A 15,686-nucleotide genomic window follows, 5' to 3' on the forward strand; every position below is an offset into this window, starting at 1 on the left:
GATTTCAGGCGGAACTTGCCACCTGAAATCCGGATTTTCAGTCGTGGTACATCACCGAGCGACCACCATCGATGGTGATGCACGAGGCGTTGATGAACGGCGCTTCATCACTGGCCAGGAACACGGCGGTCATCGCCACTTCAATCGGTTGGCCGATGCGTTTTGGTGGGTGCAGATCGAAGGCGCGCTGGCGTTCGGCGTGTGGGTCGGCGAAGCCGTTCCAGTAATCGACGTTGAGCTGGGTTTCGATGTAGCCCGGAGCGATGGCGTTAACGCGAATGCCCTTCGGCGCGTACTCGATGCCCAGCGCGCGGGTCAGCCCGAGCAAGCCGTGCTTGGCCACCGGGTACGGAAAGCAGCCGGGAATGATGTTTGTGGAATGGGTCGAGGCAATGTTGATGATGCTGCCGATGCCTTGCTCGATCATCTGCGGCAACACGGCTTTGCAGCCGTACCAAGCGCCGTCCAGGTCGATGGCGAAGCAGCGTTTCCAGTCTTCTTCGGTCATTTCCAGTGGATCACGGAACACGTTGACCCCGGCGCAGTTGACCAGCACGTCGATGCGACCGTGCAGCTCGATGGCCAGTTTGGCCATGGCGTGCAGATCCTGCTGACGTGATACATCGGCCTTGATCGCTTGCACATCGGCGCCCTGCTCGCGCCAGTGCGCGGCGACCTTCTCGACCTTTTCAGCCTGGATATCGCTGATCACCAGTTTGGCCTGCTGCGAGGCGAAGGTCGCGACGATTGCTTCGCCGATGCCTTGTGCGGCGCCGGTCAGCAGCACGACCTTGTTTTTCAGGCGCTCACCTTTCGGTGGCTCGGGCACCGGTGGCAGGGACAGAGGTTCAGCCATGAATCAGGACTCCTGTTCGAAAGCATAAAAAAACCGGGCATCTGACGATGTCCGGTCTGGAAGGCTTGTGGAACAAAACAGGCGAGCGCACGCCTCAGTACCTAAACGGCCCGAAGCGCTGACTCCGCTGTGGAGTGCGATGGAAATTCGCTGCATCACTTCACCTGTTTTGTTCTTTTTAAGTGTGAGTGCGTGTTACTGCTGGAGCCGACTATAAACCCGACCGCCGAATAATCTCAATATATAATTTTGCATCCCATATTTTGGGATTTAACCGGCGAATCGCGTACAGAGTTTTCCGGCGACGTCCACTCGCAAAGACAGCACGGCGCCGTCCAGCGGGTGGTTCAGCGGACTTTTGGCGCTGGTGATGTACAGGGTTTTCAGGTCGGCGCCGCCGAACACGCAACTGGTCGGGCGGCTGATCGGCAGTTCGATCTTGCGGTCGATCTGGCCATACGGCGTCAGGCGCAGCAGGCAGCTGCCGTCCCAGCGGGCGTTCCACACGTAGCCTTCGGCGTCCATCGCCGAACCGTCCGGGCCGCCGTTCTGATCGGCGCTGTACCAAGGCTGGGCAGTGTCGAGGTTGCCGTCGGTGTGAATGAAATAGCGATACAAGGTGCCGTCGAGGCTGTCGCCGAACAGCAGCGTGGTGCCGTCGTCGCTCCAGAGCAGCGTGTTGGGAATGCCCAGACCACGCAGCAATGGCGTGACGCGTTTATCCGGATCAACCCGGAACAGCCCGCCGGAGCGACGGGTGATCGGCAGATCCTCGCCCTGCTCGCCGATATTGTTTTGCATGGTGCCGAGCCACAAGCGGCCCTGGCCATCGCAACGTGCTTCGTTGGCGCGATTGCCCGGCTGCGGGTCGGCGACGCAGAACAGCGTCAGTCGCGGCTCAAGTCCGGGGGAATCGAGATCGAGCCGGTAGACGCCGCTGCTCAGGGTCACCAGCGCGTCGCCGCTGGCGCAAGGAATGAACGCCGAGACGTGCTCCGGCATCTGCCAGATCTGCACGTTCTGCCCGATCAGCCGCAGCGCCTGCTGGCCGGCGATGTCCACCCAGTACAGCGCCTGGGTCGGCGCATCCCAGAACGGGCCTTCGCCCAGTTGCGCCCGATGTTCTGTCACCGCAGTCCACGTCATGCAACCTCCTGTCTTGTTGTTTTTGTCAGCTGGCTTTTTTGTCGGCCATCACCTGCGGGTAGAACCGCTTGATGGCCAGGTCGGCATTGTCGATCAGGGTCATGCAGGCCCACACCCCGCGCGCGGCATCCCGGGCGGCGATGGCGTCGGCCATGTCTTTGTGGATGGGCAAAGTGCGGCGCAGTTCGTCAGGATCGGCCGCCGAGACTTCGAAGGACACGGCAAGCAGCGCGCCGAGGGCCGGCACCATTTGCTCGATGAATTGATTGTGGCTGGCGGCGAGAATGCATTCGTGGAAGAACTGGTCGGCGCGGTTGTAATCGATGCCGCTGTCGACCGCCCGCTCGAGCGCGTTGTAGGCCTGCTGCACGGCTTGGACCTGTTCGACGGTCGCCCGCTCGCAGGCCCAGCGCACTGCCATCGGTTCAATGGTGCGGCGCAGGTCGAGCAGGTCATCGACGAAGTTTTCCGGCAGGCCGCTGCGTGACAACCAGCCCACGACTTGCGGATCGAACAGGTTCCAGCGCTTGATCGGCAGCACCCGCGTGCCGACTTTCGGCCCGACTTCGAGCATGCCTTTGGCGACGAGGGTCTTGATGGCTTCGCGGATCACGGTGCGGCTGACCCCGAGCTGCTCGCCCAGATCGGCCTCGACCTTGATCGCCTGCCCGGGTTTGACCTGGCCGGCGGCAATCCAGGCGCCCAGCCAGTCAACCGTTGATGCGTGAAAACTGCTCGACATGGACACCCCGAAGCCGTTCGCTGTGGATGCCCACGCTAATCATCATACGATTAAGAGTCAACGACAAAAAACCGCAGCCTGCTTTCACAGACTGCGGTTTTTTTAAGGTTCGAGACCGATGCGGAAGAACTCGCCGCCGCTCCAGACGCCGAGCCAGCGCTGGCCATCGATTTCACGGCTGACTGCCAGTTCGACCAATTGGTAGAACACGTTGCGGTGAATTAGCGCTTCGAGGTTGGTGCGTACATGCACGTAAGGTGCGGGCTCTTGCGTGGTCGGATCGATCTCGACCCGGATCGGATGTTCCGCGCCGGCCTCGGTGGTTTCATCGACGTTGGTGGTGAAGCGCAGCACTTGCGCCTCACCCTCGCCTTCCACCTCGACGGCAATCGCCACGAATGGCGCGTCGTCGACCTTGATCCCGACTTTCTCAACCGGAGTAATCAGGAAATAGTCATCGCCGTCGCGGCGGATGATGGTGGAGAACAGCTTGACCATCGGCTTGCGCCCGATCGGCGTGCCCAGGTAATACCAGGTTCCGTCGCGGGCGATGCGCATGTCGATGTCGCCGCAGAAATCCGGGTTCCACAAGTGCACCGGCGGCAAGCCTTTGGTTTTGGGGATTTGCCCCAGCAGGTCATTGGCTTTTTGCGGGCCACTCATGGCGTACTCCTTGAATTACTGGTCCCCGACGCCCAGCAGGCTGCGCGCGTACTGCGCAAGCGGTGGGCCGATCAGGTCTTCGGGCTTGTTGTCGTGGAACGTCAGTAAACCGCCACGACTCTTGATCCGTGCAGTATCAATCAAATACTGGGTGCTGGTCTCGATCAACATGATCTGAATCACGCCGCCGTCGATACCGAGGCGATTCACTGCTTCCTGATCCAGCCATTCATCGGAGTTGCCGATGCGGTCGTCCGCCTTGGCGAAACGGGTGTACAGCAGGTAGTGGGCACCGGCGTCGCGAGCTTCGCCCATCGCCTGATCGAGGCCTTCCGGCGCGCGGGCGCGGCGGACCATCGGGAAGTATTCGACGAAGCCTTTGAAGGCCTCTTCGGCGACGACGTTGGGACGCGGGTAAGAACCACCCGGCGGCGCGAACGAGCCTTGCGCAATGTAGATGAACGAATCCGGCTGAATGCGGAAATTGTTTACGCGACGGCTGTCGCTGTGATCCAGCAGCCCAGCGTCGCTCATCTGGTAGCGAGTCCCTTCGGCCATGTCACTGACAGTCATACAGCCGCCCAGCGCCAAAACGGCCAGCAGCAAAACCAGGCTACGCATCCTAATCCTCCAGAAGCCGGTGACGGAAAACCGGCGAATGGCCGTAGGATGCAGCTTTTGCGCCAGTCCTTGGAAATGTGCAGGTATCCGCTTTGAAATAAGACTTTGTGGCTAAACCGGACTTAGCCGCCGATGATCTTCATAACGGTGGCGCCGCCGGAGAATGCGACTTCCTGCTTGTCGCCCAAAGCCTTGACCAGCAGTCGCTGCAACGCCGGCAGCGCTTCGTGACGCGGCTTGTCGAGCAGGTCACCGACGTAGTGGCGGTTGCTCGACGACAGGCAGCCATGCAGCCATCCGGTCGACGACAGGCGCAGGCGCGAGCAGGTTCGGCAGAACGGCACGCTTTCGTTGGCGATCACGCCGAAGTTGCCCCGACCGGGAATCGCATAGCGAACCGCCGTGGCGTCCACCGGCGCGTCGGTTTGCGCGTACTCGTAATGTTCGCCGATCAGGCTCAGCAGCTGTTGCAGGCTGACGAACTGTTGCAGGAAGGCATTGGAATCAGAGGCCAGGTGGCCCATGCGCATCAGCTCAATGAAGCGCAGCTCAAAGCCGCGCTCGAGGCAGTAATCGAGCAGCGGCATCACCTGGTCGAGGTTCTGTCCGCGCAACGGCACCATGTTGACCTTGATCTTCATTCCCGCCGCGGCCGCCTGATCCATGCCATCCAGCACGGTGGCCAGATCGCCGCCACGGGCAATGCTGCGGAACGCGCCGGCGTCCAGGGTATCGAGGGAAACGTTGATGCGTCGCAGGCCGGCATCGACCAGCAGCGGGAGTTTTTTCGCCAGGAGCTGACCGTTGGTGGTCAGGCTGATGTCTTCCAGGCCCATCCTGCCGACGGCGCTCATGAAGGATTCGAGCTTGGGGCTGACCAGCGGCTCGCCGCCGGTGATGCGCAGGCGCTCGATGCCGGCGGCTTCGATCAGATAGGCCACGCCACGTGCCATGGCCTCGGCCGACAGTTCATCCTGCGCAGCCACCAGCCGCTTGCCGTTGGGCACGCAGTAGGTACAGGCGTAATTGCAGGCTGAAGTCAGACTGATCCGCAAATTGCGAAAACGCCTGCCTTGACGGTCAACGATCATGAAGCACTCCGGCGATGGAAAATCGAGCGGCTAAAACTTGACTCACAATTCAAGTTTTAGCAAGCCCTATGCCTGAGTATATTCCTGCGGTACTGCGCCATGTAGCGAAAAACACGGCGCATAAGGCGACTGAATGATTCAGCTGCTTGGGGTTTCAGGGTCACGCTTGCGCTTGTTGCCCATACGCACGCCGATATCCATCAGGAACTGGAAGAAACCTTCCTGATCTTCCAGCACATTGCTCCAGAACGGCGAGTGATACAGCGCCACCGCGCCGTGCACCAGCGCCCAGGAAGCGCAGTAATGGAAGTACGGCGGCACGTCCTCAAGCTTGCCTTCGCTGATGCGGCCCTTGATGAGCAGCGTCAGGCGTTCGAAGTTCGAGGCACGGATCTTGTGCAGCTCCTCGACCATCTCGGGCACCTGATTGCCCTTGACCACCTTCTCTTCCAGGCGATCGAACAGGCGATAGCGCTGCGGGTCGCGCATGCGGAATTCAAAGTAGGCACGGGACAGCGCTTCCTTGTCCTTGTCGACATCGGCCGAGTGCAACAGCTCGTTCAAGTCGCGCTCGTAATCGAGCATCAGGCGCAGATAGATTTCGGCCTTGGACTTGAAGTGCTTGTAGATCGTGCCTTTGCCGATACCCACGGCATCAGCAATCATCTCGACGGTGACACTGTCTTCACCTTGTTCGAGGAACAGCTTGAGCGCGGTATCGAGAATTTCTTGCTCGCGGCGACGAAACTCACGGACCTTACGAGGTTCTTTGTGCATAAGAAAAGGTCTGTAGGGGTCAAAATTCGAAGCCGCGTATTATGCCTAACTTGCGCAAAAATGCACGGATCATCCGACCATATCTGTGTTTCTTGTTCATTTCACGAACGTTTCGGGGGGAATGAGAACATAACCGAAGCGAACGTATTCCAAATTTGTTTAAAAACCCCGGCCGGCCAACTGGACTCGGCGCCAGACTGATCAATACTTGAACTGTCGGGCGACATCTCCCCCAAGTGTCGCGCCGGTAAAGGTACCAAGGGACCGCGTGCCTTTGTTTTACTCCTAATGGTCTTAACCCGGATTCACCCCCCAGAACCCGGGTTTTTTTTGCCTGCGATTCAGGCTTTTACATTCGCAAGCGGAAACAGTCGCTTGAAGTTCTCGGTGGTCTGCTCGGCAAAACGCTCGTAGTTCTCGCCGCGCAGCATCGCCAGAAACTCTGCCACTTCCCGCACGTATTGCGGCAGGTTCGGTTTGCCGCGATAAGGGATCGGCGCCAGGTACGGCGAATCGGTTTCCACCAGCAGGCGATCGGCCGGAACCTTGCTCGCCACATCGCGCAGCGCGTCGGCATTGCGGAAGGTGACGATGCCCGACAGGGAAATGTAATAACCCATGTCCAGCGCCGCCTTGGCCATGTCCCAGTCTTCGGTGAAGCAATGCAGCACACCGGCCTGGGGCAGCGCGGCTTCGCGCAACAACTCAAGCGTATCGGCGCGGGCGCCACGGGTGTGGATGATCACCGGTTTGCCGGTCTGCTGCGCAGCTTGCAGGTGCAGACGGAACGATTCCTGCTGCAGTTCGGCGGCTTCTGGCTCGTAGTGATAGTCCAGACCGGTTTCACCGATCGCCACCACTTTCGGGTGATTGAGCTCGTGCAACAGCCAGTCCAGCGCCGGCGCCGCGCCCGGCTGCACATCCAGCGGATGCACGCCGACCGAACAATCGACGTCGTCGTAACGCTCGGCCAGGGCTTTGACGTCGGCCGCGTTGTCGGCGCTGACGCCGATGCACAGGAAGTGTCCGACTCCGCGCTGACGGGCCGCATCCAGCGCGGCATCCAGGGAACCGTCGTGAGCGGCGAGGTCGAGGCGATCAAGGTGACAATGGGAATCTACAAGCATAAAAAGGACTGCAACTTACATCGTATGAGTGGGACGGTCGGACTTCAGGGCTCCGGCCAGATGAGTTTCGATGCGACTGCGCGCGGTGTTGTCGCCATCGTTGAATTGCACGCCGACGCCGGCTGCGCGGTTGCCTTGGGCGCCTTTGGGGGTGATCCAGGCCACTTTGCCGGCCACCGGAATCTTCTCCGCCTCGTCCATCAGGTTCAGCAGCATGAACACCTCGTCGCCTAACTTGTAGCTCTTGTTGGTCGGGATGAACAGGCCGCCGTTCTTGATGAACGGCATGTAGGCGGCGTAAAGGACCGACTTGTCCTTGATGGTCAGGGACAAGATGCCGTTGCGCGGCCCCGGGCTGACAGGTTCATTCATGTTGACCTCCACTGCTGATGTTCAGAGTCTAGGTACACATTCTTATCTTTGGCCAGGCAAGCTCGCCCATTGCACCAGCAACGCTTCCAGCAGCAACGCCGCATTGAGGTTGGCCTTGCTCAGGACTTTCTGACGCTGGGCGAGGATCCAGTCCTGAATATCCAGCACTTTAGGCTGAGCACTTTTCTGCGCCAGATACTGCACGACCTTGCGCATGTCGGTCAGGCCGAGGCCTGCTTCATCCTCGGTCAATTGATAGCGCAGGATCAGGCTCGACCAGTCGCAGAACCAGTCGAACAGCCGCAGCATCGGAATGCTTTTCCATTCCTCGGCCAGTTGTGTCGGTGATTGCTGCTGTTTGAGCAGCTTCTTCACGCCTTCGACAACCTGCGCGCGCTGTTCACGCACGCCCTGCCCCTGCAACGTGACGGCGGCCAACGGTGAGCCGGCGGCCAGAGTCAACAGTTCGACCCGTTCGTCTTCGGAACATTCCGGCAGTGCCTGAGCCAGCCATTGCAGGCTCACGGATTCGCTCGGCAGCGGACAGGCCTGCTGCACGCAGCGGCTCTTGATGGTCGGCAACAACCGGCTCGGCTGGTGGCTGACCAGCAACAGCACGGTATCGCCGGACGGCTCTTCAAGGCTCTTGAGCAAGGCGTTGGCGGCGTTGATGTTCATCGACTCCACCGGCTCGATCAGCACCACCTTGCGCCCGCCCAGTTGCGCGGTCTGCACCACGAAACTGACCAGATCGCGCACCTGGTCGACCTTGATCGCCTTGTCCGCTTCTTCCGGTTCGAGGATGTAATTGTCCGGGTGGCTGCCGGCCTTGAGCAGCAGGCAGGATTTGCACTCGCCGCAGGCTTCAGGCGTCGGACGCTGGCACAGCAGGCTGGCCATCAGCCGCTCGGCCAGCGCGCGTTTGCCGATACCAGCCGAGCCATGCAAAAGATAAGCGTGGGCGTGCTGAGTGCGACCGGCCAGTTGCTGCCAGAGGCTGTCCTGCCACGGATAGGCCTCAGCCACGGCTCAACTCCAGCAAGTTCGGAATCAGGGTATCCAGCGATTGTTGAACCTTGGCCAACGGCTGGCCGGCATCGATCCGCACATAGCGCGCCGGATCAGCTTCGGCGCGCTTGAGGAACGCACTGCGTACGGCCTCGAAGAACTCACGGCCTTCCAGCTCGAAACGATCCAGACGTCCACGGGCGCTGGCCCGGGCCAGGCCGATTTCCACCGGCAGATCGAAAATCAGCGTCAGGTCGGGACGCAAATCGCCTTGCACGAAAGTCTCCAGCGCCGCGATGCGCTCCAGCGACAAGCCGCGACCGCCGCCCTGATAGGCGTAAGTAGAATCGGTGAAACGGTCACACAGCACCACCGCACCACGGGCCAGCGCCGGGCGAATGACTTCAGCCAGATGCTGGGCACGGGCGGCGAACACCAGCAGCAGCTCGGTGTCCGGGTTCATCACTTCGTCGACCGGGGCCAGCAACACCTCACGAATGCGCTCGGCCAGCGGCGTACCGCCGGGCTCGCGGGTCAGCACCACTTCAATACCGGCGGCGCGCAGGCGCTCGGCGAGGTATTCGCGGTTGGTGCTTTTGCCGGCGCCTTCCGGGCCTTCCAGGGTAATAAACAAGCCAGTCACAGGCAGTCCTTAATCAAAGTCATTGCGTGTTTTGGGGAGCGGAGGCTTCCGGTTCCGGCGTCGGCGCAGGCTCTTGAGCAGGCGGCTGCGGCAACGATTCCGGTGCAGTATCGGGTGAAGCGGCAGGAATCGCCTCCTCGGCTGCCGGAGCGGCCTCGGGCGCGGTCGTCGGCGCCGGGCTCGAGCGGTAATCCGCGCGCCGCTTGAGCTGGTATTCGCGCACCGCGTTGTTGTGCGCGTCCAGATCATCGGAGAACACGTGGCTGCCATCGCCACGGGCAACGAAGTAGAGACTGGTGCCTTCCACCGGGTTGAGAGCCGCGTGAATGGCTTCACGTCCGACCATGGCGATCGGCGTCGGCGGCAGGCCGGGAATCATGTACGTGTTGTACGGCGTGGCTTCCTTGAGGTGGGCGCGGGTCAGCTTGCCGTTGTAGCGGTCGCCCAGACCGTAGATCACCGTCGGATCGGTCTGCAGCTGCATGCCCAGCGCCATGCGACGCACAAAGACGCCGGCAATCTGGCCACGCTCCTGAGGCACGCCGGTTTCCTTCTCTACCAGCGACGCCATGATCAGCGCCTGATAGGGCTCGGTGTAAGGCACGTCGGCGGAGCGTTTTTCCCACTCCTTGGCCAGCACTTCGTCGAGACGGTCGAAGGCCTTTTTCAACAGTTCGGTATCGGTCACACCGCGCACGAAGCGGTAGGTGTCGGGGAAGAAGCGGCCTTCAGGGAACAGGCCCTTGTGACCGATTTTGGCCATCACATCGCTGTCGCTCAGGCCGTTGAGGGTTTGCTCGATCTTTTCATCTTTGGCCAGCGCGGCGCGCACTTGATGGAAATTCCACCCCTCGACCAGGGTCAGGCTGTACTGAACCACATCGCCGCGCTTCCACAGGTCGATCAGGCCGTTGACGGTCATGCCCGGCTGCATGCGGTATTCACCGCTGTGAATCGGCGTGCCGGCGAGGTTGAAACGCCAATAGACCCGCAGCCAGAACGCGTCCTTGATGACGCCATCGGCTTCGAGTCCAAGAAAAGTACGGGTCGGGGTGGATCCCTTGGGCACATCCAGCAGTTCTTCCTGCGTGATGTTCAGGGGCTGTTCCAGTGCCGAATGAATCTTCCAGGCGCTGGCGCCCAACAGCAGCCCTGCCAGAACCAGTCCGGTTTCCAGCAGCAGCAAAAGTTTACGTCTCACGAATCAGGCATCCAGTAGCGCGCGGGCAATGGTTTGCAGTTTACGGGTGAGCGGGCCAACCGGCCAGCTCAGAGCAGCACAGGCGCGTACCGGCCAGACGCCATACACGCTGTTGCAGACAAAGACTTCATCCGCCCATTGCAGCTGTTCGAGGAGGATGTCGGTGATTTGCACGGGGATGCCCAGGGACTCGGCCTGAAACAATATTTCTGCGCGCATCACCCCGGCCACGCCGCAGCGTTTCAGGTCCGCCGTGATCAGCACACCGTCACGCACCAGGAACAGATTGCTGAACACGCCTTCGATCACCCGACCGGCCTGATCGAGCATCAAACCTTCGGCGTGTTCACTGTCCTGCCATTCGGCGCGGGCAATAACCTGTTCCAGTCGATTGAGGTGTTTGAGCCCGGCGAGCGACGGTTGTCTGGACAAACGCGTGCTGCACGGAAACAGGCGAACGCCCTGCTCGGCGTGGGCCGCTGGATAAGCGGCGGGAGGATTGCCTTGCAGAATGCGTCGGCCCTGCGCCGAAGGATCCGGCGCATAACCGCGCAATCCGTCGCCACGGGTGAGGATGAGCTTGAGCACGCCCTCGCCCATTGCGGCGGCATAGGATTGCAGCTCATGGCGAACCTGCTCGATGTCGGCTGCGATGGCCAGACGCGCACAGCCATCGGCCAGTCGCGTCAGATGCCGATCCAGCAGCAACGGCTGACCGCCACGCACGGCGATGGTCTCGAACAGACCGTCGCCGTAAGCCAGGCCGCGATCTTTCAGCGACAGAGCGTCAGCCGGCAGACCGTCGACCCAGCAGTCCATCAGCCGGCGAACCGACGGAACGCCAACGTGCCGTTGGTGCCGCCAAACCCGAACGAGTTGGACAGCACGACATCGATGTCCATGTTGCGCGCGGTATGCGGCACGAAATCGAGGTCGCAGCCTTCGTCCGGCTCATCGAGGTTGATGGTTGGCGGCGCCACCTGGCTGTTGATCGCCAGCACGCTGAAGATCGCCTCGACCGCGCCCGCCGCACCCAGCAGGTGACCGGTCATGGACTTGGTGGAGCTGACCGCCAGCTTGTAGGCGTGATCACCGAACACCGACTTGATCGCGTTGGCTTCAGCGAGGTCACCGGCCGGGGTCGAAGTGCCGTGGGCGTTGATGTATTGCACTTGATCGACGTTGATCTTCGCATCGCGCAGCGCATTGGTGATGCAGCGCGCGGCACCAGCGCCGTCGGCGGGTGGCGAAGTCATGTGGAAGGCGTCGCCACTGGTGCCGAAACCGATCAGTTCGGCGTAGATGGTCGCGCCACGGGCCTTGGCGTGCTCGAGTTCTTCGAGCACCAGGGCACCGGCGCCGTCGGACAGTACGAAACCGTCACGACCCTTGTCCCACGGACGGCTGGCGCGGGTCGGCTCGTCGTTGCGGGTCGACAGCGCACGGGAAGCACCAAAGCCGCCCATGCCCAGACCGCACGCGGCCATCTCGGCACCGCCGGCAATCATCACGTCGGCTTCGTCGTACATGATGTTGCGCGCCGCCATGCCGATGCAGTGCGTACCGGTGGTACACGCTGTGGCGATGGCGTAGTTAGGCCCCTGTGCACCCAGGTGGATGGACAGGAAACCGGAAATCATATTGATGATCGAGCCAGGCACAAAGAACGGAGAAATCCGGCGCGGGCCAGTCTCGTGCAGGGTGCGGCTGGTTTCTTCGATGTTGGTCAGACCGCCGATACCCGAACCCATGGCCACGCCAATGCGTTCACGGTTGGCATCGGTGACTTCCAGACCGGCATTGCGTACGGCTTGAAAGCCGGCCGCCAGACCGTACTGAATGAACAGGTCGAGCTTGCGCGCTTCCTTGACCGACAGGTATTCCTCGACATTGAAGCCCTTTACCGAGCCGCCAAAGCGGGTGGAATAGGCAGAAAGGTCGGTGTGTTCGATCAGACCAATGCCACTGCGGCCAGCCAGAATGCCCTGCCAACTGCTCGGCACATCCGTGCCCAGTGGCGACAACATACCCATACCGGTGACTACGACGCGTCTACGCGACACAGCACTCTCCTTTTTCAAATGACGACTTTGCATCAGGCCTAAAGAAAAAACCGCACGCCATGATGGCAGTGCGGTTTTTCCATGACAGCAAGCAACGATTACAAACTATTACGCCTGGTGGCTAGTAACGTAGTCGATTGCAGCTTGTACAGTAGTGATCTTCTCAGCTTCTTCGTCAGGGATTTCGGTCTCGAATTCCTCTTCCAGAGCCATCACCAGCTCAACGGTGTCAAGGGAGTCGGCACCCAGGTCTTCTACGAAGGAAGCGGTGTTGACCACTTCTTCTTCTTTAACACCCAGTTGCTCGGCAACGATTTTCTTGACGCGCTCTTCGATGGTGCTCATACCTTGTTTTCACTCCTAATGGACAAATTCAGGCAGCTGGCCAGTGGGTAAGTGTATAGAAAGACTTTTCAGCTTTTCAACTGAAAGCTTCACTCCTCAAACCCTGCGGCCCTCTGCCTATAAATAGATTGCAGCTTTATAACGGATTTTAGACAGCTCGTATGACATTTTTTTGAAGCAATCCGTCACATTTGAATTACATGTACATCCCGCCGTTAACCGGGATTGTAGCCCCGGTCACGTATGCCGCACCGTCGGATGCAAGAAAAGCGACCACGGACGCGATCTCTTGAGCTTGTCCCAGACGGCCCAGCGGAATCTGCGTCTGCAAGGCTTCACGCTGTGCTTCAGGCAGCTCGCGAGTCATATCGGTGTCGATGAACCCTGGGGTTACCGAGTTGACCGTAATCGAACGCGAACCGACTTCACGCGCCATGGCACGGCTGAAACCTTCCAGACCGGCCTTGGCGGCTGCATAGTTTACTTGGCCAGCGTTGCCCATGGCACCCACCACCGAGCCAATACTGATAATTCGGCCCCAACGCGCCTTGGTCATGCCGCGCAGAACGCCCTTGGACAGGCGATACAGACTGTTCAGGTTGGTATCGATCACGTCGTACCACTCGTCGTCTTTCATGCGCATCATCAGGTTATCGCGGGTGATGCCGGCATTGTTGACCAGAATCGCCACCGGCGCACCGAACTGCTCCTGGATGCTCGCTAGCACTTTGGTAACCGATTCGTCGCTGGTGACGTTCAGTTCGAAACCTGCGCCCTGAATGCCGTTTTCCTTCAGGGTCGCAGCAATGCGCTCGGCGCCCGAAGCGGAAGTCGCGGTGCCAACAACGATGGCGCCCTGACGACCCAGTTCCAGTGCGATAGCCTGGCCGATGCCACGGCTTGCGCCGGTGACCAGTGCAACTTTACCTTGCAGACTCATGCAAGCTTCTCCTGATTCAGACAGCCGCTGCGCGAGCAGCAGCGAAAGCGTCTGGGGTATTGAGGTTGGAAGTCGAAACGCCTTCGGCGCAACGTTTGTTCAGACCGGCCAGCACCTTGCCAGGACCGCACTCGACCAGGTTGGTCGCGCCTTTGGCGGCCAGAGTCTGTACGGACTCGACCCAGCGTACCGGCTTGTAGAGTTGCTCCAGCAGATCACGCTTGAGGGTTTCCAGATCCGCCGGCACCTGGGCGCTGACGTTCTGTACCACAGGGATCTGCGGCGCCTGCCAGTCGATGGCAGCGATGGATTCGGCGAAGCGCTCGGCGGCCGGGCGCATCAGCTCGCAGTGCGACGGCACGCTGACCGGCAGCGGCATGGCACGCTTGGCGCCACGAGCCTTGCAGCCTTCGATGGCGCGCTCAACGGCAGCCTTGGCACCGGCGATCACCACCTGGCCCGGGGAGTTGAAGTTCACCGCGCTGACCACTTCGCCTTGCGCCGCTTCGGCACAGGCAGCGAGAACATCGGCATCTTCCAGACCGAGGATGGCAGCCATGCCGCCCTGCCCGGCCGGAACGGCTTCCTGCATCAGTTGGCCACGGCGTTCAACGAGCTTTACCGCGTCGGCCAGGCTCAGGCTGCCGGCAGCGACCAGCGCGCTGTATTCACCCAGACTGTGACCGGCAACGAAGGCCGGACGCGCACCGCCTTCCGCCAACCACAGACGCCACAGGGCGATCGAAGCGGTCAGAATGGCCGGTTGGGTTTTGTCGGTTTGATTGAGCAGCTCTTCCGGGCCCTGCTGGGTCAGCGCCCACAGGTCGTAGCCCAGAGCATCGGATGCTTCTTTGAAAGTTTCGAGGATCAGTGGATGTTGCGCGCCCAGCTCGGCCAGCATGCCGAGGGACTGCGAACCCTGTCCTGGAAAGACGAATGCGAGGGAAGCAGACATGTAACAAGCCCCTAATGATCTTGTCGTCGGAAAAATGGCATCCCGCTAGAGGGACGCAAGAAACTGACAGTTGGATGGCCCTTTGAACCGGGCGGTCACATTTAAGCATTGTCCGACGAAAACGCCTAAGACAACAAATCCTCCAGACGGCCGTGCAGGCGTTCGGGAAGATTCTCCTGAATCTCGATCAGCGCTCGCTGAATGGCACTCTGAAACCCCTGAACCCCGGCCGAACCGTGACTTTTCACCACGATTCCCTGCAGACCCAGGAAGCTTGCACCGTTGTGCCGCGCGGGCGCCAGATCAGCCTGCAGGCGCTTCATCAACGGCAACGCCAGGGCACCAACAGCACGGGATGCCAGGTTTTTCTTGAACAAGGCCTCGATGCGCGCTGCGATCATGGTCGCCAGGCCCTCGCTCGACTTGAGCAGGATATTGCCGACGAAACCGTCGCAAACCACTACGTCCGCCTCGCCGCGATACAAGCCGTCACCTTCGATGAAACCGATGTAATTGATGCCCCGGGCAGCCTGCAACAGCGTTGCAGCCAGCTTGACCTGCTGATTGCCCTTGATGTCTTCGGTGCCGATATTCAGCAGCGCGACACGCGGACGGGCAATGCCCAGGGTTTGCGCAGCCACCGACCCCATCACGGCGAACTGCAACAAGTGCTCGGCACTGCAATCAACGTTGGCGCCCAGATCGAGCAACTGGCAATAGCCCTTCTGGGTAGGGATCGCGGCGACCATGGCCGGACGATCAATCCCCGGCAGGGTCTTGAGCACAAATCGCGACAGGGCCATCAAGGCACCGGTATTGCCGGCACTGACACAGGCCTGAACCTTGCCGTCACGCAGCAATTCGAGGGCGACACGCATCGACGAGTCCGATTTGCCACGCAGGGCCTGGGCAGGCTTTTCGTCCATGGTGATGACTTCGGACGCCGGAGCAATCGTCAGGCGCGCGCGATCGGCAGCCGATTGGCCGGTGATCAGTTCTTCAAGAAGGGAGGGTTGACCGACGAGGGTCAGGTGCAGCGAGGGTGTAGCAGAAAGGCAAGCAAGGCTGGCCTGAACAATGCTGCGGGGACCGAAGTCCCCGCCCATTGCGTCAATCGCGATGACTTGAGCGGACAA

General features: G+C 60.7%; 18 protein-coding genes. All 18 read right to left on the reverse strand.

Going from position 1 to position 15,686, the window contains the following annotated elements; genetic code table 11:
• Positions 1-37: 37 nt before the first annotated feature.
• Positions 38-856: an SDR family oxidoreductase gene (locus ABTV87_RS21370; protein WP_011335425.1), complete on the reverse strand. Its 819-nt coding sequence runs from the start codon at positions 854-856 to the stop codon at positions 38-40.
• 270 nt (positions 857-1,126) lie between these two features.
• Positions 1,127-2,002, reverse strand: coding sequence for an SMP-30/gluconolactonase/LRE family protein (locus ABTV87_RS21375; protein ID WP_433898318.1), 876 nt, complete (start codon positions 2,000-2,002; stop codon positions 1,127-1,129).
• A 25-nt stretch (positions 2,003-2,027) separates the two neighbouring features.
• Positions 2,028-2,744 (reverse strand): FadR/GntR family transcriptional regulator, encoded by a 717-nt coding sequence (locus ABTV87_RS21380; RefSeq protein ID WP_007950814.1) that lies wholly within the window; start codon positions 2,742-2,744, stop codon positions 2,028-2,030.
• A gap of 102 nt (positions 2,745-2,846) precedes the next feature.
• Positions 2,847-3,407, reverse strand: coding sequence for a DUF1285 domain-containing protein (locus ABTV87_RS21385; RefSeq protein WP_221533156.1), 561 nt, complete (start codon positions 3,405-3,407; stop codon positions 2,847-2,849).
• Between the two features lie 15 nt (positions 3,408-3,422).
• Positions 3,423-4,028: a DUF4823 domain-containing protein gene (locus ABTV87_RS21390; protein ID WP_433898319.1), complete on the reverse strand. Its 606-nt coding sequence runs from the start codon at positions 4,026-4,028 to the stop codon at positions 3,423-3,425.
• 122 nt (positions 4,029-4,150) lie between these two features.
• Complete coding sequence (locus ABTV87_RS21395; RefSeq protein WP_085607317.1) at positions 4,151-5,119, reverse strand: GTP 3',8-cyclase MoaA; 969 nt, start codon at positions 5,117-5,119, stop codon at positions 4,151-4,153.
• 138 nt (positions 5,120-5,257) lie between these two features.
• A complete protein-coding gene (locus tag ABTV87_RS21400; protein ID WP_007950805.1) occupies positions 5,258-5,896 on the reverse strand; it encodes a TetR/AcrR family transcriptional regulator in 639 nt (212 codons plus the stop codon).
• 341 nt (positions 5,897-6,237) lie between these two features.
• On the reverse strand, positions 6,238-7,023 hold the full coding sequence (locus ABTV87_RS21405) for a TatD family hydrolase (RefSeq protein ID WP_236193989.1): 786 nt from the start codon (positions 7,021-7,023) through the stop codon (positions 6,238-6,240).
• A 15-nt stretch (positions 7,024-7,038) separates the two neighbouring features.
• Entirely contained in the window at positions 7,039-7,395 is a 357-nt protein-coding gene (locus ABTV87_RS21410) for a PilZ domain-containing protein (protein WP_007950801.1), read from the reverse strand.
• Positions 7,396-7,437: 42 nt separating this feature from the next.
• Positions 7,438-8,421 carry a DNA polymerase III subunit delta' gene (locus ABTV87_RS21415; RefSeq protein ID WP_433898320.1) on the reverse strand — a complete coding sequence of 328 codons (984 nt, stop codon included), beginning with the start codon at positions 8,419-8,421 and terminating at the stop codon, positions 7,438-7,440.
• Positions 8,414-9,046 carry a dTMP kinase gene (gene tmk, locus ABTV87_RS21420; RefSeq protein ID WP_007950797.1) on the reverse strand — a complete coding sequence of 211 codons (633 nt, stop codon included), beginning with the start codon at positions 9,044-9,046 and terminating at the stop codon, positions 8,414-8,416. The genes ABTV87_RS21415 and tmk overlap by 8 nt, the downstream gene beginning before the upstream one ends.
• Positions 9,047-9,065: 19 nt before the next feature.
• Positions 9,066-10,247, reverse strand: coding sequence for an endolytic transglycosylase MltG (gene mltG / locus ABTV87_RS21425; RefSeq protein ID WP_433898321.1), 1,182 nt, complete (start codon positions 10,245-10,247; stop codon positions 9,066-9,068).
• Positions 10,248-10,250: 3 nt separating this feature from the next.
• The gene (gene pabC / locus ABTV87_RS21430) at positions 10,251-11,066 is read right to left on the reverse strand and encodes an aminodeoxychorismate lyase (protein ID WP_433898322.1); all 816 of its coding nucleotides are present in this window, start codon (positions 11,064-11,066) and stop codon (positions 10,251-10,253) included.
• On the reverse strand, positions 11,066-12,310 hold the full coding sequence (fabF, locus tag ABTV87_RS21435; RefSeq protein ID WP_007908259.1) for a beta-ketoacyl-ACP synthase II: 1,245 nt from the start codon (positions 12,308-12,310) through the stop codon (positions 11,066-11,068). The genes pabC and fabF overlap by 1 nt, the downstream gene beginning before the upstream one ends.
• A gap of 108 nt (positions 12,311-12,418) precedes the next feature.
• Positions 12,419-12,655 (reverse strand): acyl carrier protein, encoded by a 237-nt coding sequence (gene acpP / locus ABTV87_RS21440; RefSeq protein ID WP_003175607.1) that lies wholly within the window; start codon positions 12,653-12,655, stop codon positions 12,419-12,421.
• A gap of 196 nt (positions 12,656-12,851) precedes the next feature.
• Positions 12,852-13,595 (reverse strand): 3-oxoacyl-ACP reductase FabG, encoded by a 744-nt coding sequence (gene fabG, locus ABTV87_RS21445; protein ID WP_007950790.1) that lies wholly within the window; start codon positions 13,593-13,595, stop codon positions 12,852-12,854.
• Positions 13,596-13,611: 16 nt separating this feature from the next.
• A complete protein-coding gene (fabD, locus tag ABTV87_RS21450) occupies positions 13,612-14,550 on the reverse strand; it encodes an ACP S-malonyltransferase (RefSeq protein ID WP_007950787.1) in 939 nt (312 codons plus the stop codon).
• A gap of 125 nt (positions 14,551-14,675) precedes the next feature.
• Positions 14,676-15,686 (reverse strand): phosphate acyltransferase PlsX, encoded by a 1,011-nt coding sequence (gene plsX / locus ABTV87_RS21455; protein WP_433898323.1) that lies wholly within the window; start codon positions 15,684-15,686, stop codon positions 14,676-14,678.

It is taken from the genome of Pseudomonas sp. PSE1(2024) (assembly GCF_050990555.1).
Taxonomy (GTDB): domain Bacteria; phylum Pseudomonadota; class Gammaproteobacteria; order Pseudomonadales; family Pseudomonadaceae; genus Aquipseudomonas; species Aquipseudomonas aphyarum.